Below are 19,023 nucleotides of genomic sequence, written 5' to 3'. Positions count from 1 at the left end.
CAGCACCACGGCCAGGCCCGCGACGATGACGACCAGCGCGAGCAGCACTCCGGCGCGGCGTCGCCGGTAGACCCGGGAGGGCAGGCGGCGAGGCGGCGGCGGGGGCGGCGTCTAGGGGCAGGCTGCGACGGGCGGCCGCGGCGGAGCGGACGCGTGCGGTGGTCGCGCGGAGCTGTCGGGTAGTGCTCTCGGAGCCGGCGTTCGCCTCCGGCGGCGATCCTCGACGATGCGGTGGACGGGGGCGCCCGCGGCTCCGAGCGGTGGACGGGTGCCTGTGCAGCGGGCCGGGGACGCGGCCGTCAGTGCGTGGGCACCCGCTCCGGACGGATGCGCTCGGGAACGGGGACGAGCGCGTGGGTGATCGCGCTCGAGAGGGTGAAGGCGCTGGAGTCGAGGTGCGAGGAGTGCCCGAGTCGTGTCGCTTCGGAGGCGCGCTGCTTCGCTCCGGAGGCGGGCCGGATGTCTCCCGAGAGGCTGATCTCGCCGAACGCGGCGATCCCGGGCCGCAGCGGCGTGTAGGCGTGGGCGGAGGCGATGGCGACCGCGATCGCCAGGTCCGCCGCCGGCTCCATGAGCTTCACGCCGCCGACGGTCGACACGTAGACGTCGCAGCGCCGCAGGGGGATGCCCGCCTGCCGCTCGAGGACCGCGAGGATCATCGCGACCCGGGACGCGTCGACTCCGTTCGTGACGCGGCGGGGGTGCTCGCCGTCGTTCGCGATCACGAGCGCCTGGATCTCGACGGGGAGCGCGCGGCGTCCCTCCATCGCGACCGTGACGCAGATGCCCGGGGTGGGGAAGCGGGTGCGGCTGAGGAACAGACCGCTCGGGTCGGGGATCTCGGCGATGCCCTCGGCGGTCATCTCGAAGCAGCCGACCTCGTCCGTCGGGCCGAAGCGGTTCTTGAGCGAGCGGACGAAGCGCAGCGCCGTCTGCCGGTCGCCCTCGAAGTGGCAGACCACGTCGACCAGGTGCTCGAGCAGGCGCGGCCCCGCGATGGAGCCGTCCTTCGTGACGTGTCCGACGAGCACGAGGGGGAGCGCCCGCTCCTTGCAGACGCGGATGAGGGTCGCGGCGACCTCGCGGACCTGGCTGGGACCGCCGGGCAGGCCGTCGACGGTGTCGCTCGCGACCGTCTGCACCGAGTCGACGATGAGCAGGTCCGGCCGGACCTCGTCGATCTGGCCGAGGACGGTGGCGAGGTCGGTCTCGGCCGCGAGGAAGAGGCTGTCGTGCATCGCGCCGGTGCGCTCGGCCCGCATGCGCACCTGCGCGGCCGACTCCTCCGCGCTGACGTAGAGGACCCGCTGGCCCTCGGCCGCGGCGCGGCTCGCGACCTCGAGCAGGAGGGTCGACTTGCCCACGCCGGGCTCTCCCGAGAGGAGCACGACCGCACCGGAGACGATCCCGCCGCCGAGCACGCGGTCGAGCTCGCCCACGCCGGTGGGGCGGTGCGCCGCCGACGTGGTCTCGATCTCGGTGATGGGCCGCGCGATGCGGCCGGCGGCCGGAGCCACAGCGGCGACCGCGCGGACGAGGCCGGTGCGCTCGGTGCTCTCGATCACGGAGCCCCACTGCTGGCACTCGCCGCAGCGGCCTACCCACTTCGCGGTCGTCCATCCGCACTCCGAGCAGCGGTACGGGGCGGTGCGCGTCTTCGAGGAGGCCATGAGGTCCTTTCGGGGCGGAGGAGGGGGACGAGCGCGACGCTACGGGGGACCCCCGACACCGCCGCTCGTTCGAACGTGTCTTCGACAGTACAGTCCACCACCGACGCCGCGAGCGGGGCGCGCCAGGCCGGGGGAGAGGTTGCGTGGAAGCCGTCTGTTGAGGAGCGTCGTCGCGGGGGAGCGGAGGCGGAGGATCGCGCCTCGGAAGACGACTCCCGAGCGCCGCTCCGTCGGCGTCGGACGTCTGCGGGAGACTGGGGGACATGCCCTCGACAGTGCACGTCCTCAAGTCCGGCCGCCCGCTCGGAGTCAGCTGGTCCGGCCCCGAGGGCGCCGAGCGGGTCGTCGTCCTGGCGCATCCCGCTCCCGGCTCCTCGGACTTCGACCCCGACCCGGAGGCGACCGCGCGCCACGGGGTGCGCCTGCTCTCGTTCGACCGCCCGGGCTACGGCGCCTCCTCCCTCCTGACCGACCTCGACCCCGCCGGAGCGGGCGTCGGCGCCAGCCCCGAGCAGGCCGCCGCCGACATCGCCGAGTACCTCGCGACCGTCGGCATCGCCTCCGTCAGCGTCGCCGGCTGGTCGGCGGGAGGCCGCGTGGCCCTCGCGCTCGCCGCGAACTACCCCGGCCTCGTGGAGCGCGTCGCCGTGATCGGCACGCCCGCTCCCGACAGCGCCGTGCCGTGGGTCGGCGACGAGAATCGCGCCGAGCTCGCCCGCCTGGCCGACCTCCCGCTCGACGAGGCCGTCCGCTCGCTCACCCGCACCCTCGAGGGCGCCTTCGGCCCGACCCCCGCCCCGGACGCCCTGCTCGGGATGCTCGGCTCCGGCGACGCCGACACCGCGGTGCTCGAGACCCCCGGAGTCCGCGAGCGCCTCTCGCGCATGCTCGAGCGCGCCGTCGCCCAGGGCGCCCTCGGCATGGCCGCCGACCTCATCGGCTACGGCGTGCAGGAGTGGGGCTTCGCCGTCGAGTTCGCCGAGCCGCCCGCGCTCCTCCTCTACGGTGCCGAGGACGCGGTCGCCGGCCGCCGCCACGCCGAGTGGTACGCCGCACGGCTGCCCGACTCCCGCCTCGAGGTCGTGCCCGGCCGCGGCCACCTGCTCGCGATTCCGGAGTGGGACCGTGTGCTTGGCTTCCTCCTCCCCGCCTGACGGCGGCCCGTCCTCTCGATTGGCGCGACTTCCGGCCGTCGCGTACACTCGACCCCGGTACCGTGTCCGAGCGGCCGAAGGAGCATGTCTCGAAAACATGTGTGGGCTTGCGTCCACCGTGGGTTCAAATCCCACCGGTACCGCCAACGAGAAGGCCCCCCGCTTCCACGGAAGCAGGGGGCCTTCGTCGTTCCCGGCGTCGTGCGGCGGTCGCGACGTGCGGGTCGGCCGGCGTTGAGCAGCCAGGAGCGGCCGGCGCGCAGGGCCCGGTAGAGGCGCCTGACCGCGTGGTCGGCCTCGGCCGAGCCGACGTCCGAGAAGGAGCCCGCCCCGCCCCAGAGTCCGAGCGCGTCGGCGGCCGCCGCCCGCACCTCTCTGCGGGTCGTCGCTCCGGCGAACAGCCCGTCGAGCCGTTCCGCGGCGCGGGCCCGCGCGCCGTCCTGCTGCGACCGTGCGACCTCGCGCACCTCGGCGACGGCCGCCGTGATCTCGGCGAGCACAGCGGGGATCGTGCGGTCCATCCTCCTGAGCCTAGGAGCGGGAGCGCGAGCGCTGCGAGGCGGCGTGGGTCAGGAGCGTCGCCACGACTCCGACGAGCACGCCCAGCGCGGTCTCGAGCGCCCGGTCGCGCAGCAGCACGAGCTCGTCGACGGGATGCGCGAGCTCGACCATGAGGATCGCGAGCGGAGTGACGAAGGCGAGGGTCAGGCCGTAGTTGCGGCCGACGACGAGCTCGGCGGTCATCTGGAGGAGCACCACCACCACGATCACGGCGAGCGGGGAGAGCGGCAGGGCCAGGAGCGCGGCCGCGATCAGCACTCCGACGATCGTGCCGAGCATCCGGTGGCCCGCCCGCACGAGCCGGGCGCCCGCATCCGCTCCCGAGACGGCTGCGACGGCGGAGACCATCGCCCAGTAGGGGTGGCCCAGGCCCGTCGCGGTCGGGATGGTGCCTGCCACCAGGACGACGGCCCCGAAGCGGAGCAGGGCGGCGCGCGTCGCCGGACGGGCCGCCGCCGCACGGAACGAGGTGCGCCACGGCGTCGGGGCGAGGCGGCGTGCGCGGGGGAGCGCGAGACCGCTCAGGCCGACGACGAGCGAGAAGGCGGCGGAGCCCGCGGCGAGAGCGACGGCGAGCGGGATCCGCGAGGGCTCGGACGGGACGGACGCGCACGCCGTGACGGCGAACACCGGGAACAGCGGGCCGGGCGGGTGCCAGTGCAGGGCGTCGCTGAGGTAGGCCGCCGCGACGGTCACGGCGACCACGACGGGGATGATCAGCCAGTCGCGGTGAGGAGAGAGGGAGACGACGGTGCCGAGGGTCACGGTGGTGACGAGGAACGCGGCTGCCGACAGCTGCATCAGCAGGCGCGGCCGGTGCGTGTGCTGGCGACCGTAGAGGGCCGTGAAGGTGCCGAAGGTCGCGTAGAGGGCGAGATCGGTGCGGCCGAGCGCCCAGAGGACGAGCAGCGGGACGGCGATCGAGACGCCGGCGCGCAGGGCGACGCGATGGGCGCCGGCGTGCGGGCCGAAGGCGAGGAGCTCGCGGGGGTGGGGCAGAACGGGGGTGACGGCCATCGGGTCCTCTGATCGGGGTCCGAGCGGCGGCGGCCGGAGAAGTGTTTCACGGGTGAAGCAGATATACTTTACGTGTGAATCAGTCTGAAAGCCAGCCGGGCGACGCGGTCGACGAGATCAGGGCGGGCTGGGCGGTGCTGCGGCCCGAGCTCGACACCTCCGCCGTCGACGTCGTCGGGCGGCTGATCCGCGCCTCCGCGCTGATCGTGCGGGCGACGGAGGAGCTGCTCGCCGCCCACGGGCTGACCCGCGGCGAGTTCGACGTGCTCTCCACGCTGCGTCGCGCCGGCGCTCCGCAGTCGCCGACGACCCTCCGGACGATCGCCCTCGCCTCCGCTCCCGCGATCACCAAGCGCGTGCACTCGCTGGAGCGGCGGGGCCTGGTGCGGCGCGCCGCGAACCCGGCGGACGGGCGCGGCTCGCTCATCACGCTGACTCGCGAGGGGGAGGAGCTGGTCGACCGGGCCTTCCCCGAGGTGCTCGACGCCGAGCGGGTGCTGCTCTCGGGGGTGCCCGCCGATCTGCGGGCGGAGGCGTCGCGCTCGCTCCGCGCGGTGCTCGCGAGCGTCGAGGCGGCCGCGAGCCGGTGACCCGCGTGGTGACTGCGAGGCGGCGGGCGCTCGCTACCGTGGTCCCATGCGCCTGACCTCGAGCTTCACCGTGCCGACGCGGCCGCCGGTGCTGCAGCTGGTCAAGACGGCGGCGGCCACGATCGTCACCTGGCTCCTCGCCGGCGTCGTCTTCCCGGGGACGCTGCCCGTCTTCGGCGCGATCGCCGCGCTCCTCGTCGTCGCGCCGAGCATCAACCAGTCGTTCTCCAAGGCCCTCGAGCGCTCGGTCGGCGTCATCATCGGCGTGATCGTCGGATCAGTGATCGGCACGGTGCTCGGCGGCGAGAGCATCATCGTTCTCCTCGCGATCGTGGCCGCGATCGCCGTCGGGTGGGCCGTGCGCCTGACCCCCGCCTCCGCGGTGCAGATCCCGATCAGCGCGATGCTCGTGCTCTCGGTGGGCGCGGTCACGCCGAACTACGCGCTCGACCGCATCCTCGAGACCCTGCTGGGCGCGGCGGTGGGAGTCGTCATCAACGTGCTCATCGTCCCTCCGGTCGTGCTGGCACCGGCCGAGCGGGCGATCGGAGACCTCACCGCTCAGCTCGCCGCTGCCCTCGACGCCCTCGGCGACGCCCTCCAGGCCCCTGTCCCGCGACGCCGGCTCGACGAGCTGCTCATCAACGCCCGGCTGCTGCAGACCATGCAGAGCAAGGCGGAGGAGGCGATCGCGACCGGCGAGGAGTCCCTCCGCCTCAACCCGCGCCGCTCCGCCCACCGCGACCGGCTGCTGGCCCTCGACTCCGTCGTCCCGCGGCTGGGGCGCATCGTGACCCGGGTCCGCGGCATGACGCGGACCGTGCACGACCTCTACGACGACGAGCTCGTCGGGGAGCCGACGATCGCCGACATCGCCGTCCAGCTGCACCGGGCCGCCCACGATCTGCGGCTCCTCGTGCAGTCCTCGGTCGACGTTCCCGAGCCGGAGGCGATCACGGACGAGCTGCCCGCTCTCACCGCGCCGCTCGTGATCGCGACTCCGCACCCGCAGCACTGGATCCTGCTGGGGGCGCTCGCCGAGGACCTGCGGCGCATCCGCGAGGAGATCGTCGGCGCGGAGTCCTGACGGGCGGGCGCCGAGTGGCGTCGGCGAGAGGGCTGCTCTTGCTGCGCTCGGCGTCTCACGCCGCGCGGGTGGTGGCGGCCTGCGGTGGTCAGCCGTCCTGCTCGCCGTCCTTCCTCGGTCCGCCGCCCTCGACGAGCTCGCCGTCGCCCGGGTCCGGAGCGACCTGGTGCAGTGCCTCGGGATCGCTCGCCTCGGCGTGGAGCGTCTTGCCCTCGGCGATGAGGGAGTCGTCGTCCACGAGGATCCCGGCCAGCTCGGTGATGCGTCCCCGGAGAGCGCCGATCGGGTCCTCGGTGGGCGCGTCCTCCTCGGCGTGATCGACCTCCGAGTCGGGGTAGCGGCGGAGGGCGGCCTCGTCCCGGTCGGGCCGCGGTGCACGGGCGTGCTCGACGCAGAGGCGGGCGACCTCCTCGGCGTGCGCGTGCATCACGGAGTGGGAGGCGTCGGGGATCTCCCAGGCCCGCGCATGCGGCATCGACCGGGCGATCTCCTCCGCCCACTCGCGCGGCACGAGCCGGTCGAACTCGCCGCGGATGACGAGGGCGGACGCGCGGATCCGGGGGACGGTCTCCTCGATCCGGTAGTGCATCATCTCGGGCAGCACGCGGGAGAACCAGCGCGGTCCGCAGAGGAGGTAGGCGCCCGCGGCGAGGATCGCGACCTTGAGGGGCTCACGGACGCTCGACTGGGCGAAGCGGAGCGCGGCGGTCGGGAGGCGGCGCTCGTGCCGGTTCATCACGGGTCCGAGCAGGACGATGGTGGTCAGCTCCGGACGGCGCGCGGCGAGCTCGGCCACCACCTGCGTCCCCATCGAGTGGCCGAGGACGACGGGATCGTCGAGGCCGAGCTCGTCGATGACCGCGCCGACCAGCTCGGCGTAGTCGCCGATGTCCATGCGCCGCGCGTCGATCGGGTGCGGCACGCCGCCGAACCCCGGCAGATCGAGGGCGTGCACCGGACCGAACTCGTTGAGTGCGGGCGCGAGGCGCTCGAAGTAGGTGGCCGCGACTCCGATCCCCGGCACGAGGACGAACGTGCGCTCGCCGTCGCGCCCCACCGTGCTCACCCGCGCCCAGACGTCGCGGTGGTGCACGCGCTGGACCGAGACGTCGGTGCTGCGGGTGCGGCGGTGAGGATCCCGCCCCCGGGAGCGCGTGGTCGCGAAGACGTCGCGGACTCCGCGCCGCAGAGTCGTGGCGAGAGTGGGGAGGAGGTCGCTCGGGCGGAGCACGGGGCCTCCTTCGATCGGGGGAGTCGGTCGCTGCGAGCCTAGGCGCTCGCCGCCGGGCTCAGATCAGCATGTCGTCCGACCTGTGGAGGATCAGGCGGGCCGGCCCGGTGTGGAGGACGCCGTTGGTCAGGGGGGCGGTCCGGACGCCGCCGCGCCTCCGCATCGCCCGGAACGCCCCGGGGGCGAGCACGACGTCCATCCAGGCGCAGGGGTTCGCCGGTCGTCCGCCTTGGAACTCGATCCGCTCCCCGCCCTGCTCGATCGCGAACGTGCGGCCGGCGAGGGCATCGACGTCGGCGCCGCGGACGATGATGTTGCGGCGGGCGTCGGCGGGGTCGAAGGGCCCTGCGCCGAGCTCGGCGGCGATGTGCTCGAGGGTCTCGACCGCGAAGAGCGTGATCGCCGCGGGGCGGTGCGCGCGCTGGGCGAAGAAGCGGTCGCCGACGATGCCGAGGCCTGCGCGGATCTCGATCCGCTCGGGCTGCTCGTTCCCCTCGGACGGCACCGGACCATCGGCGGGGCGGCCCTCGTAGCGGTGCAGCGGAGAGACGACGAAGCCCACGAGCTCGATCGCGGCGGCCTCCATGAGACCACGGTACGCCGTGAGGGGGAGCAGCGGCGTCCGCCCGTCGGAGGCTCTGCGAGGCGCTCCGGGACACCGCGACGGAGCCTGGGTTCTGGTGGCTGCGGCGGCGTCCCGAGAGGGAGCCGTCTGCGCCGCCGCCGCCGATTCGCGGAGGGGGCTCCCGGCATGTATAGTCGTACCTCGTTGCGTGCGCCTCTGGCCCACGCGATGGACTGCGCCCGTAGCTCAACGGATAGAGCATCTGACTACGGATCAGAAGGTTGGGGGTTCGAATCCCTCCGGGCGCACTCTGGTTGAGACAGAGCAGAACGGCCCGCTTCGGCGGGCCGTTCTCGTTTTAACTGTCGCTCGTTCCGGTGGCTGTCGGCGTCGGTCTCCCGGAGAGCGCAGGGCGGCGGAACGGCCGGTCCTCCGCCTCGCAGGACGCCTCTTCGCGCCGTCGACGGCGCCGACCGTCTTCCGCCCGCATCCGCGATCAGTCCGCGCCCGCGCTCGCGATCACTCCTCGCAGGCTCTGCGATCACCCGTCGCGAGCACGTCGCTCGGCTCTTCTCGCGCGCCGTTTCCTCCTCCACAGCGCCCATCTCGCGCCGTTCTCCACGGATGCAGCCGTACCGGCCGCGGTGACGTCGAACCGAGCAATACTCTCCTTCCGTGGGGCTGAACGGTCGCCGCCGACGCAGTGCGCTCGGTCGGCAGAGGAGAGGACATCGGATGAGTCGAACGGAACAGTCGGGGCGGGACGAGCGCGGACGACCCCGAGCGCGGACGGCGCGAGCGCTGGTCGGCACGACGGCGGGCTGCGTGCTCGTGAGCGGGCTGCTGGGCGGAGGCCTCGCGCCGCCGCCCGCCCTCGCCGCCGACGGTCCTCACACGACGATCGAGAACACCCTCCTGCAGGGAGGCGCGACGAACGCCGGCGTGACGACCGTCTCGGCCTGGGTCCAGAAGGGCGAGACGCTCCGGGTGGACCTCCACCCGCTCCAGGCGGGCTCGGGGACCGGCGAGGGCGAGACCGGCGGCGGTACCGCCCGGGTGACGGCTCCGGGCGGAGCCGTCCTCGACGAGCAGGACTTCGCGCCCGGAGCGGCGCCCTCGGTGTCGGCCGGCGGCTCGTTCGTGGCGGACGAGACCGGCGTCTTCCAGATCCGGGTGTCCGACGACGACGTGACGGCGCCGGTGAACCTCGTCTGGAGCATCGGCGTCCAGGACGCGCGGGGCGCGGCGGTCGCGGGCCGGGTGTGGTCCGACTCCTATGCGATCCAGTCCGGGGCGAAGGAGTCCTACTCCTCGCCCGAGGAGCGGCGCTCCTCCTTCACGCTTCACGCCGTCACGGAGACGGGCGCCCGCTACGAGCTGGGGCTGCGCGGCTACGACGGAGTCGCCTCGACGGTCCAGGCCACGAACAAGGGCAATGTGAAGGTCGGGTCGTCCGATCCGTCCTACCTCTCGGTCCCCATGCCGCAGTCGAGCGAGGCGGGCGGGATCGGGACTCAGTACGTGCAGGCGTCCGGACGCTCCGGGATCGACGGCCTGCAGACCTACAAGCTCTTCCTGGACCCGCCGTCGTCCGACCTGCCGGAGTCGATCGCTCCGGCCTACCGCGCGCCGACGATCGAGGGCCTCGCCTTCCGCCGGTCGACCGCGGGCTCCGACGCGGGCACGCTGACCGGCGTCCTGGGGACGCAGCCGGGCACCGTCGTCGTGGACGTCGATGCGGACGGGGACGGCTCCTACGACGGCGAGCGCGACGTGCACCTCACCCGGATCGCGGGGACGACCGGTCCCTTCTCGGTCGACTGGGACGGACGGGACGCGAAGGGCGGGACGGTCGACGTGACCGACCCCGACGTCACCTTCCGCGCCTCCATCGGCCGCACGAACGAGTTCCACTTCACGCGGGTCGACGCCGAGACGTCCGCCGGCGGCGTGTCCGTTGTGAGGTCGACCGGCGGCGGCGGCGACCCGTCGATGGTCCACTGGGACGACTCGCTCCTCGCCGGATCGAACTCGGAGCGGTACTCCGGCACCTCCGCGGTGACGTCCGGCGACGGCGGCACCGACTCATCCGGCGGGGTGCACCGCTGGGAGGGCGACGACTCCGGGCGGGGCCGCGTCCCCAACGCCAACGACTCGGTGCACGGCTCCTACGGCGACCTGCGGGCGATCGACGACTGGGCCTACGGCTCGGACGGTGCGGTCGCGGTCGCACGCCTCGATCCGCTCGCGCCGCACGTGACCATCGCGAAGACCTCGTCGGTCGACTCCGCCACTCCGCTGCTCCGCGGCGCCCGCGTGCCCTACCGGGTGACGCTGACCTCGGACGGGACCGGGGACTACTCCGACGCCGCCGTCATCGACTACCTCGACAAGGGCGTGCTCGACGACGCCGAGCTCGACGCCGACTCCCTCCGCGCCTCGCAGGGCACGGCCACGATCGACGCGGAGACGGGCCGCATCTCCTGGGCGGCCGGCAGCCTGCCGGTCGGGGCGACGGCCGAGCTGACCTTCGACGTGATCGTGACCGGCGAGGGGGACCGTGCGCTGACGAACACGGCCTGCCTCGCCGATGCGCCCTTCGCTCCCGCCTCGTCCGGCACGGGGACCGACGCGAACCCCTGCGCCACCGTCCCGCACGACATCGGCGAGGGGACGCTCCTGATCCGGAAGACCGCGTCCCAGGCGAGCGCCGAGCACGGCGGCACGGCGGGCTTCGACATCGTCGTGGCGAACACCGGAACGGTCGACGCGACGGACGTGACCGTGACCGACGTCCCGACGCTCGACCACCTGCTCGAGGCGACCATCGAGAACGGCGCCGGAGGAACGCAGCCGGCCACGGAGCCCGTCACGGGTCTCGACATCCCCGCCGGCGGCCAGGTGTCGCTGCACGTCAGCGGCCGGGTCGCCGACGGGTACGACGCCGCGACCCTGCCCAACCGCGTCTCGATCACCCACCAGCCCGAGGGCTTCGACCCGCCGACGGTCGAGAACGCCTGCGCTGACGATGCGACGTCGTCCTGCGCCGAGATCCCGGTGCCGCCCGTCGAGGGAAGGCTCTCCATCGAGAAGACGGCGATCGGGAATCAGGTCGACCACGGCGGGCGTGCCGGGTTCCGGATCGTGGTCGCCAACGAGGGGGCTCGGCCGGCGGACGGGGTGACCCTCACCGACATCCCCGAGCTCGCGCACCTGAGCGACGTCACGATCTCCCGGGACGGCGGCCCGGCGTCGTCCGACCTGACTGTCGAGAACCTGTCTCTGGCCCCGGGAGCGTCGACGACGTTCACCGTGACCGGACGGGTCGCCGACGGCGTGGACGCGTGGACCATCCCCAACCGGGCACGCCTGACCGAGGTCCCGGAGGGCTTCGATCCGACGACCGTCCTGCACCCGTGCGCGGACGACGGCGGAGCCAGCTGCGCCCAGGTGGCGGTGCCTCCGGTCGGACTCGTGCCGACGGTCCTCGCCTCGACGGGAGCGGCGGCCGGGCCCCTCGCGGCCGGAGCCGGCGCTCTGCTCCTGGCCGGCGGCGCCCTGACGGCGCTGCGCCGTCGCTCGACCCGCACCTCGTGAACCGGAGCCCGGGCCGCTGCAGCGCGGCCCGGGCTGCCGGACCCTCTCCTCGAAAGGCACTACTGCATGACCGAGCACGGCCTCCCCTACCGCATCACCGAGCGCTTCCCTCTCCCCGATGGACGCGTCGGCGTCAGCACCTGGTGGTCCGCCGACCCGGAGCAGCTGGAGCAGCAGCTCCGCACGCGCTCCGGGCATCCGCATCCCGAGAGGGAACCGGTCCGGAGACTGCACCTCGCGACTGCGACGATCGTGCTGATCGAGGAGCGGACCGCGGGAGGCTTCCGCCCGCTCGACCCCCGCCTCCGGGCCCGCACCGATCCGCGCTGGCGCCGGGCTCTCCTGCGGTCGCGCAGGTCGGCCCGGCTCCGGCAGATCATCGGCCCGCGGGACCTGCCGAGGACGGATCCGCCGGTCGAGGTGTCACGGCACGTCGATCCGTCACGGCGAGTGTGACGGAGGCGGGTGGAGAGCCCTGCACCTGAAGCGGCGAGGGCCCCTCAGCGAGGACGCCGTCAGGTCAGGCGGCTTCCTCGAGGTCGTCCTCGACTGCGACGGGCGCGTCGACCGGGGCGCACGGGGGAGCCGACTCGGCTGGGGATGCCGAGGCCGCGATGCGCGAGCGCTCGAGCCCGGCGAGGAGCACGGCGAAGGCCTCCTCGAGCTCGGCGGTGTCGCGGAGCAGGACGCGCTCACCGCTCGTCGGATCGAGGCGGACCGTCCGATAGGCCGGGCGGGGGAGGTCGGAGACCAGGGTGATGATGCCGAGGACGCCGCCGCTGCGGCGGGCGCGCGCGGTCCAGCGGTTGGCGTGGGTGCGGAGAAGGATCATGACCGGGGCCGTCCTCGGTGACGTGGTGCAGGAGCGGGGGGAGGGGGGGTGTCGCTGGCGGTGCGGGGATCCTCTCGAAGCTTGCTGCACGAAGGGCCTCCACTTCCTGTGCTTGACAGCAGAGCCGAGCAGCGGTCACCGGCGCCGGGCGGCCGCCGCGGCGTGCAGGGCCCGCAGGAACTCGGGGACGACCGGGTTCCCGGTGTCGCGGGCGAGCACACCGATCTCACGGCTCGCGCCCGGATCGTCGATCGGGATCTCGCGGACGTCGTCGTCGACCGAGGACGGGCTCGGCGGCAGGATCGTGAGTCCGAGACCGGCTGCCGCGAGTCCCCGGGCGGCGCGGTAGTCGCCGACCTCGAACGCCGGCACGGGGTCGCGGCCGTCCACGGCGAGCAGGCGCCGGGCCGACTCGTGGAGGCCGTAGCCGGGCGCCAGCATGATCAGGTCGAGGCCGCGGAGGTCCTCGACCGTGACCGAGCGCCGCGAGGCCAGCGGATGACGGGGGTCCACGACCGCGAGGAGAGGCTCCGAGTAGAGGGTCGTCGTGGTGGTGCCGGGGAGATCGGGCGGATCCGCGACGATCGCCAGCTCGGACTCGCCCTCCGCCACGGCCCGCAGGCAGAGGGCGCGGGAGCCGTGACGGAGCCCGAAGCCGACCTGCGGCCAGCGGCGGCGGAACCGGCGGATCACATCCGGCACGAAGCTCTCCCCGAGGAGCGTCTGGAAGGCGAGGTCGATCCGGCCGTGCTCCACGTCGCCCGCCTGCCGCACCTCCGCGAGCCCGGCGCGGATCACCGACATGCCGTCCTGAGCGGCCTCGGCGAGACGGGTCCCCGCCTCCGTCAGCACCACTCCGCGGCCCTCCCGGCGGACCAGGGGGGTGCCGACCAGGGCGGACAGCCGGGCGAGCGACCGGCTCGCGGTCGGCTGCGGGATCCCGAGCTCGGCGGCCGCCGCCGTCACGCTCCCGGTCTGGGCGACCGCGACGAGCAGGGGCAGGAGGCGGAGGGTCGCGGGCCAGTCGTCGGACACGCCACCACCCTAGATCCGGACATGACCAGAACGCATGAACAGTACGAGAAAGGACATTAGTCATGCAACCGTAGGCGGTCTACCGTCGGAACCATGAGCACCGCCGCAAGCACCCGACCGATGCGCGCAGCGGCACCCTTCTCGCAGCGGCGGCTGACCATCGCCCTCCTCTCCGCCGGAGTCGCGACCTTCGCCGAGCTCTACGCCGTGCAGAGCGTCCTCCCGCAGCTCGCGCGGGAGTGGGCCCTCGCCCCGTCCGACGCCGCGCTCACCGTCTCGGCCGCGACCCTCGGACTGGCGCTCTCGGTGCTGCCGTGGGCCTCGGTGGCCGAGCGCATCGGACGGCTCGAATCCATGCGGATCGCGGTCCTCACGTCCGTGGTCCTGGCGCTGCTCGCCTGCGTCGCCCCGACCTTCGAGCTCCTCCTCGTCCTGCGCTTCCTCGGGGGAGCGGCACTGGGTGCCGTCCCGGCCCTCGCCGTCGCGGCGATCCACGACCGGGTCGGAGGCGCCGGAGCGACGGCCGCCGCGACGGCGTACGTCTCCGGGACCACGATCGGCGGTGCCGCCGGACGCCTGCTCGCCGGACCGCTCGCGGCGGCGCTCGGATGGCGCGGAGCCCTGCTCGTCGTGACGGCCGTCTGCGCGGCGGCGGCGATCGTCTTCGCCGTGCTCGCGCCCCGGGGCGGCGGCGCGCGCGAGGCGGCCCCCGGCGGCTGGCGAGCGAAGACGGCGCAGGTGCTCCGCGATCCGATGCTCGTCGCGATCGCGCTGCAGACGTTCCTCGCGGTCGGCGTGTTCGTCGCGGTCTACAACTACCTGGCGTTCCGGCTCGAGGCGCCGCCGTTCGCGCTGGCGCCCGCGCTCGTCTCCCTCCTCTTCGCCGCCTACCTCGCGGGAACCGTCTCCTCCCGGCTCGCGGGGAGATGGGGGCCGCGGATCGGCCCCCGCCTCGTCATGCGGATCGGCGTCGCCCTGATGATCGTCGGACTGCTGGTGATGCTCGCCGAGAACGTGGCCGTGGTGATCGCGGGACTCCTCGTCTTCACGGCCGGCTTCTTCGCCCTGCACGCGACCGGCGCCGCCTGGACGGGAGCGCGCGCGGCTCCGGCACTCCGCGGGCACGCCGGCGCGGTCTACACGATCGCCTTCTACGCGGGTTCGGCCGCCGGCGGCTGGCTCCTCGGCCTGGCCGTCGGAGCCGGTGGCTGGCCGGCGCTGACGGCGGTGACGATCGGCCTGCTGCTGGTCGGAGCGGGGATCGTCAGCCTCCCGTCGCGCACCACCGCGGCCGGGCGCTGAACCCCCGCCTTTGTCGACCGCACCCCGAGCTCCGCCCGGCACCTCCCCGCAGCGGGCGAGGTGCGACATGATGGCCCGACTGCACGAAGCGGGGGACGGCATGGCGCGGAGCACCGGAGCGGACGGCTCCCCACGCGAGAGAGGCGGGACGGACGAGGGCGGCACCGACCCGCGCTACCACGCGGGCTTCCAGCGCGGCTACGACGGACGCGGCGCCGAGCGGCGTGGCAGCGGCGAGGAGCGCCTCCGCTCCCCGTTCCTGTCGGGCGGGGCCGCGGGCACCGGGCGATCGGCCGGCCGGAGAGGCGGCGCGTCCGCTCCCGAGCACGAGGACGTGCGATCGGTCGGCGGTCCGACGGGCTCCCGAGTCTCCGGCCGACGGACAACTCCGGAGCGCGCGAGAGCGGCGGTGCGGGCCGTCCCGACACCCGCGGAGCCGACCGCGCCCCGACCCGCGGAGCCGACTGTCCCACTCCCGACCGAGCCGACCGTCCCGCTCCCCGCCGAACCCGACTCCGCTCCCGGCGACGCGGCGCCCGACTCCGGTGACCGTCACGACGCGACCGACGCCGATCCCCGCCCCGCTGTCTCCACTCGCCGCATCGCCGGAGCCCTGGCGGTCGTCGGCGCCGTGAGCGTCCTCGTCGGACTCCTCGCCCTCTGGAACAGCTCCCACAGCTGGTACGACTACTCGCCGTCGCAGAGCGCCTTCGGGCCCGAGCAGTACCTCCGCGTGCTCAGCGACAACGCGATCGGACCGTTCCTCACCGTCGGCCTGATCGCGCTCGGCCTGGCGGTCGTGGTGCCGCTGCTGAGGGCTCCCCGCCGATGACGCGGGTCCGCCTGCTCTGGGCCGCCGCGATCGCGGTCACCGTCGTCCTCTGGGCCGCCGTGCTCGCGCTCCCGGTCGTGGTCCTCCTGCTGCCGAACCAGTACCAGGGCGACTCGATCACGGTCCCGCCGGAGCTCTACGTGCGGCAGGCGCTCGCGATGGTCGCGCCGCCGCTCCAGACCGCCGCCCTGGTGATGCTGGGGGCGCTGATCGTCGTCGCAGTCGCGCGGCGCCCGCCGGCGAAGGCCCGTACGACGGACGCGGCGAGCGGCTGGGACGACGCCGTCCTCCTCGACCCGGACGGCCGCGAGCAGCGCGGGACAGGCCCCGCAGGCCGCTGAGCATCCGCTGCAGGATCGGAATCCGCCTCCCGGGAGCACCCGCTGCTCCCCGGTCGGAAGCCGCTCCTCCGGACGCACCCGCCCCTCACGCCCGCAGCAGCTGGAACCGCTCCCGCGCCGCCCCGCCGGCGAGGAGGTCCGCGAGCAGCTCGCCCAGGACCGGGCCGAACATGAAGCCGTGCCCCGAGAACCCGGTCGCCAGAGTCACGCGGCTCACGCGGTCGAGCACGAAGTCCTCGTCGGGCGTGCTGTCGTAGAGGCAGCTGATCGGAGCGGCGCTCGCCGCGTCCGCGCCCGGGATCCACTCCGCGACGTAGCCGACGAGGCGGGCGAGCGCTCGGGGCTCGGGCTCGAAGGTGCGCTCGTCCGGATCGACGACGACACCGGTGCTGTGCTCGCCCACCTTCACCCCGGCTCCGGGCGTCGCGAGCCCGTAGACGACGGGCAGGCCGGCGCGGTGGTGGGCGAAGCTCGGCCACGAGTCGAGGGGCAGATCGGTCGCGAAGTGCGCGGGCTGCTCCTGCGTGACGCGCAGCGGAGGGAGGCGTCGGCCGGCCGCGCGGACGAGACCCTCCACGAGGGGCGGCGTCCAGGATCCGCCGGCCACGACGACCGCGTCGGCGTCGAGGGCGCCGTCCGAGGTCAGCACGCGCACGTCGTCGGCGCGCTCCTCGATGCCCAGCACGCGCGTCCGCGTCCGGAGGACGGCGCCGCCTCCGAGGGCGGAGTCGAGCATCGCGTCGATCGCGGCCGCCGCGTCGAGGCGTCCGCCCTCGGGGTGCAGCAGGACGTCGGTCTCGAAGCGGAGACCAGACCAGCGCCGCTCCGCCTCATCCGCTTCGATCCGCACCACGGGGATCCCGTCGCGCAGGAGGACAGCCTCGACGGCGGCCAGGACGGCGGGGTCGCCGTGGTCGATCGCGCCGACCGGGTGCAGCAGGCGGCGGCCGGTCTCGGCCTCGAGCCGTGCCCAGGCGCGCCCGGCCCGTCCGGTGAGGGCGCGGTAGTCGTCCTCGAGGTAGCCGCGGCGGAAGATGCGCGTCTCGCCGTGGGACGAGCCGCGGTCGTGACCCCGCTCGAACTGCTCGACGAGCACCACGCGATCACCGCGCTCGGTGAGGGCGCGGGCTGTCGCCGCTCCGACCAGGCCGGCTCCGACGACGACGACCTCACGGGTCACGGGGTCTCCCGGGAGGCGCGGCGCACGCCGAGCAGGACCACCAGGCGGAGGAACCCGACGAGTCCCATGCCGATCAGCGCGGCGATCAGCATCAGCACGGCGACACCGGCCACCCAGGTCGTGTCGCCCGTCAATGACTGCGCCGCGAACTCGGTGCAGAACAGCGCCAGCCCGGCGTAGCTCAGGATGAGGACGGTGATCGTACCGGGACGGCGGAGGCGCTGCGCAGGCGTCCGCCAGAGGGCCGGCGGCTCGAGCCAGCGGCGCAGCAGCCGGATCACGAGGGTGCCGACCAGGCCGAGGAAGCCGGCCGCGATCAGGATGATGCCCGCGCCGCCCAGCCCCGACGCCTCTACGCCGGCCAGCTCGAGGGCGATCCCGATCGCGACGCCGACGGCTCCGGCGCCCCCCGCGATCATGGCCGCCCACACTCCGAAGCCGCCGCGGAGGACGCTCTCACGCTCGGGACGTGACGGGTCGGCGTCCATCGGACGCTGCTGACGCGGACGGATCGGTGCAGGGGGAGCCGACGTCGGCGCTGCTGCCGGAGCGGCCGCGGCCTCGGACACGCCCCAGACCGGAGCGGCGTCCGGCGTCTGCGACTCGATCACGTTCTCGCGCACCGGAACGTAGCGCAGCGGCGCGTCGATCCGCACCTGCGGCCGCCCGCGCACGACGATCGTCGCACCCAGGTCGGCACCGCGCTCCAGCGCGACGGGTCCGAGGAGGAGCCCGACCGCCGGATCGATCCGCCACGCGTCCGACCGGGGAGCCGACCCGTACCACTCCGCCGACACGGCTCCGCCGAGATCGACCGAGATCGGCCGCCCGTCGCTGTAGCTCGTCACCGGCACGAGCGAGCGGCCGGAGTTGCGCACTCGCGCGCCCACCCGCCACCAGTCGTCCCCGGCGTGCGTCAGCCGCACCTCGACGTCGACGAGCGATGCCGGCACCGCCCGCCGCCGTCCGATGACCACCGCGACGACCGCGAGCCCGGCGATGACCAGCCCGCCGAGCAGGCCGACCACTCCGATGAAGATCTCCATGGGAGCAGTCAAGCAGGCGCGGGTCGCCGACGCGGGCGCGACGAGGTGGCCTCCGGGTCTCGGCCGTCGACGCTGTCGCTCCGCGCGGCCGCCCCCTGTTCCCGACCCTCCGCCCGACCGTCGAGCCCGGAGCGGGCCACTCCGCATACTGAGGAGGCGCGTCGCGTCGACCGCATCGCGGGTCTCATCGCAGGAGGGTCGATCATGCGCCACTGGCCTACGTTCCCCGTGCGCCGGCGCCCTCGTCGACGGGCCGGTGCGATCCTCGCTCTGCTGGGAGCTGCGGCGCTCGCCGTCGCCGCCGTCGCGCTGTCGGACACGGCGGGAGGAGGCGGACCGGAGGTGGTGTCCTCCTCGGCCGGTGCTTCTGCGGCGTCGAGCAGTCCCGCTGCTCCCGCGCCGAGCAGCCCCTCGGCGGACGTCGAGCCGTCCGCTCCGGAAACGGAGCCGTCCGCTCCGTCCCTCGCGACGCTGGCCGCTCTCCCCTCGGTCGAAGGCCCCGCCGCCGTCCCCTACGACCGCGACCTCTTCGGACAGGCGTGGTCGGACGTCGACCGCAACGGCTGCGACACCCGCAACGACGTCCTCGGCCGCGACCTGCTCGCCCCTGTGTTCAAGCCCGGCACCCGCGACTGCAAGGTCCTCACCGGCACCCTGATCGACCCCTACGACGGCACCTCGGTCGCCTTCGTCTCCGGGACCGACACTTCCCGCCTCGTACAGATCGACCACGTCGTCGCCCTCGGCTGGGCCTGGCACCACGGCGCCTGGTCGTGGACGGACGACCAGCGCCTCGCCTTCGCGAACGACCCCGCGAACCTCGTCGCCGCCTCCGAGCAGACCAACCGCGCGAAGAGCGACGCCGGCCCGGGGGAGTGGCTGCCACCGGCCCCGGAGCTGCGCTGCGGGTACGTGGAGCAGTTCGTGGCGGTGCTCAGCGAGTACGGGCTGGCGGTCGGGGCGCAGGACCGGGAGGCGGCGGA

The 19,023-nt window shown here is 74.3% G+C and carries 17 protein-coding genes and 2 tRNA genes; 11 read left to right on the top strand and 8 right to left on the bottom strand.

The genetic code is table 11. The features are described 5' to 3' along the window. Nucleotides 1–299 precede the first annotated feature (299 nt). Nucleotides 300–1,670: a DNA repair protein RadA gene (radA, locus tag C5C33_RS16390; RefSeq protein WP_104224086.1), complete on the bottom strand. Its 1,371-nt coding sequence runs from the start codon at nt 1,668–1,670 to the stop codon at nt 300–302. 263 nt (nt 1,671–1,933) lie between these two features. Between radA and C5C33_RS16385 the strand changes: the two genes are divergently transcribed. Together C5C33_RS16385 and C5C33_RS16380 are read left to right on the top strand one after the other, a co-directional pair. After that, the gene (locus C5C33_RS16385) at nt 1,934–2,824 is read left to right on the top strand and encodes an alpha/beta fold hydrolase (RefSeq protein ID WP_104261632.1); all 891 of its coding nucleotides are present in this window, start codon (nt 1,934–1,936) and stop codon (nt 2,822–2,824) included. A gap of 56 nt (nt 2,825–2,880) precedes the next feature. After that, a tRNA-Ser gene (locus C5C33_RS16380) sits at nt 2,881–2,970 on the top strand. 385 nt (nt 2,971–3,355) lie between these two features. Here the strand turns inward: C5C33_RS16380 and C5C33_RS16375 are convergent. Then, complete coding sequence (locus tag C5C33_RS16375; protein ID WP_104261631.1) at nt 3,356–4,402, bottom strand: FUSC family protein; 1,047 nt, start codon at nt 4,400–4,402, stop codon at nt 3,356–3,358. 74 nt (nt 4,403–4,476) lie between these two features. Between C5C33_RS16375 and C5C33_RS16370 the strand changes: the two genes are divergently transcribed. Continuing rightward, nucleotides 4,477–4,992: a MarR family winged helix-turn-helix transcriptional regulator gene (locus C5C33_RS16370; RefSeq protein ID WP_104261630.1), complete on the top strand. Its 516-nt coding sequence runs from the start codon at nt 4,477–4,479 to the stop codon at nt 4,990–4,992. 46 nt (nt 4,993–5,038) lie between these two features. Beyond that, a complete protein-coding gene (locus C5C33_RS16365; protein WP_104261629.1) occupies nt 5,039–6,079 on the top strand; it encodes an aromatic acid exporter family protein in 1,041 nt (346 codons plus the stop codon). An 88-nt stretch (nt 6,080–6,167) separates the two neighbouring features. On the opposite strand, the gene C5C33_RS16360 is transcribed toward C5C33_RS16365, so the two are convergent. Further along, entirely contained in the window at nt 6,168–7,310 is a 1,143-nt protein-coding gene (locus tag C5C33_RS16360; protein ID WP_181069075.1) for an alpha/beta fold hydrolase, read from the bottom strand. Nucleotides 7,311–7,368: 58 nt separating this feature from the next. Continuing rightward, nucleotides 7,369–7,896, bottom strand: a complete 528-nt coding sequence (locus C5C33_RS16355) for an MOSC domain-containing protein (RefSeq protein WP_104248232.1) — start codon at nt 7,894–7,896, stop codon at nt 7,369–7,371. 214 nt (nt 7,897–8,110) lie between these two features. Here C5C33_RS16355 and C5C33_RS16350 point away from each other — a divergent pair. The 3 genes from C5C33_RS16350 to C5C33_RS16340 all read left to right on the top strand — a co-directional run bounded on the left by C5C33_RS16350 (nt 8,111) and on the right by C5C33_RS16340 (nt 11,928). Then, nucleotides 8,111–8,183 (top strand) — tRNA-Arg (locus C5C33_RS16350). A 427-nt stretch (nt 8,184–8,610) separates the two neighbouring features. Beyond that, the gene (locus C5C33_RS16345) at nt 8,611–11,472 is read left to right on the top strand and encodes a DUF11 domain-containing protein (protein WP_146085809.1); all 2,862 of its coding nucleotides are present in this window, start codon (nt 8,611–8,613) and stop codon (nt 11,470–11,472) included. Between the two features lie 66 nt (nt 11,473–11,538). Beyond that, complete coding sequence (locus C5C33_RS16340) at nt 11,539–11,928, top strand: hypothetical protein (RefSeq protein ID WP_104261626.1); 390 nt, start codon at nt 11,539–11,541, stop codon at nt 11,926–11,928. Between the two features lie 64 nt (nt 11,929–11,992). On the opposite strand, the gene C5C33_RS16335 is transcribed toward C5C33_RS16340, so the two are convergent. Together C5C33_RS16335 and C5C33_RS16330 are read right to left on the bottom strand one after the other, a co-directional pair. Beyond that, nucleotides 11,993–12,304 (bottom strand): hypothetical protein, encoded by a 312-nt coding sequence (locus tag C5C33_RS16335; protein WP_104261625.1) that lies wholly within the window; start codon nt 12,302–12,304, stop codon nt 11,993–11,995. 135 nt (nt 12,305–12,439) lie between these two features. Continuing rightward, the gene (locus C5C33_RS16330) at nt 12,440–13,339 is read right to left on the bottom strand and encodes a LysR family transcriptional regulator (protein ID WP_104239291.1); all 900 of its coding nucleotides are present in this window, start codon (nt 13,337–13,339) and stop codon (nt 12,440–12,442) included. Between the two features lie 93 nt (nt 13,340–13,432). Here C5C33_RS16330 and C5C33_RS16325 point away from each other — a divergent pair, with 93 nt between their 5' ends. The 3 genes from C5C33_RS16325 to C5C33_RS16315 all read left to right on the top strand — a co-directional run bounded on the left by C5C33_RS16325 (nt 13,433) and on the right by C5C33_RS16315 (nt 15,814). Further along, entirely contained in the window at nt 13,433–14,641 is a 1,209-nt protein-coding gene (locus tag C5C33_RS16325; protein ID WP_104261624.1) for an MFS transporter, read from the top strand. Nucleotides 14,642–14,708: 67 nt separating this feature from the next. Further along, on the top strand, nt 14,709–15,473 hold the full coding sequence (locus C5C33_RS16320; RefSeq protein WP_146085808.1) for a hypothetical protein: 765 nt from the start codon (nt 14,709–14,711) through the stop codon (nt 15,471–15,473). Beyond that, the gene (locus tag C5C33_RS16315) at nt 15,470–15,814 is read left to right on the top strand and encodes a hypothetical protein (protein WP_104224071.1); all 345 of its coding nucleotides are present in this window, start codon (nt 15,470–15,472) and stop codon (nt 15,812–15,814) included. The genes C5C33_RS16320 and C5C33_RS16315 overlap by 4 nt, the downstream gene beginning before the upstream one ends. Nucleotides 15,815–15,899: 85 nt before the next feature. On the opposite strand, the gene C5C33_RS16310 is transcribed toward C5C33_RS16315, so the two are convergent. Next, on the bottom strand, nt 15,900–16,994 hold the full coding sequence (locus C5C33_RS16310) for an FAD-dependent oxidoreductase (RefSeq protein ID WP_104261622.1): 1,095 nt from the start codon (nt 16,992–16,994) through the stop codon (nt 15,900–15,902). Then, entirely contained in the window at nt 16,991–18,040 is a 1,050-nt protein-coding gene (locus tag C5C33_RS16305; protein ID WP_104261621.1) for a hypothetical protein, read from the bottom strand. Before C5C33_RS16305 ends, C5C33_RS16310 begins: the two co-directional genes overlap by 4 nt. Before the next feature lie 204 nt (nt 18,041–18,244). Between C5C33_RS16305 and C5C33_RS16300 the strand changes: the two genes are divergently transcribed. Then, nucleotides 18,245–19,023: HNH endonuclease family protein (locus C5C33_RS16300; protein WP_146085807.1), on the top strand; the 779-nt coding region annotated here is incomplete at its 3' end.

Source organism: Rathayibacter sp. AY1H3, from assembly GCF_002932015.1.
Note: the sequence above shows the minus strand (reverse complement) of the source record. Positions and strands in the feature narration are given on the sequence as shown.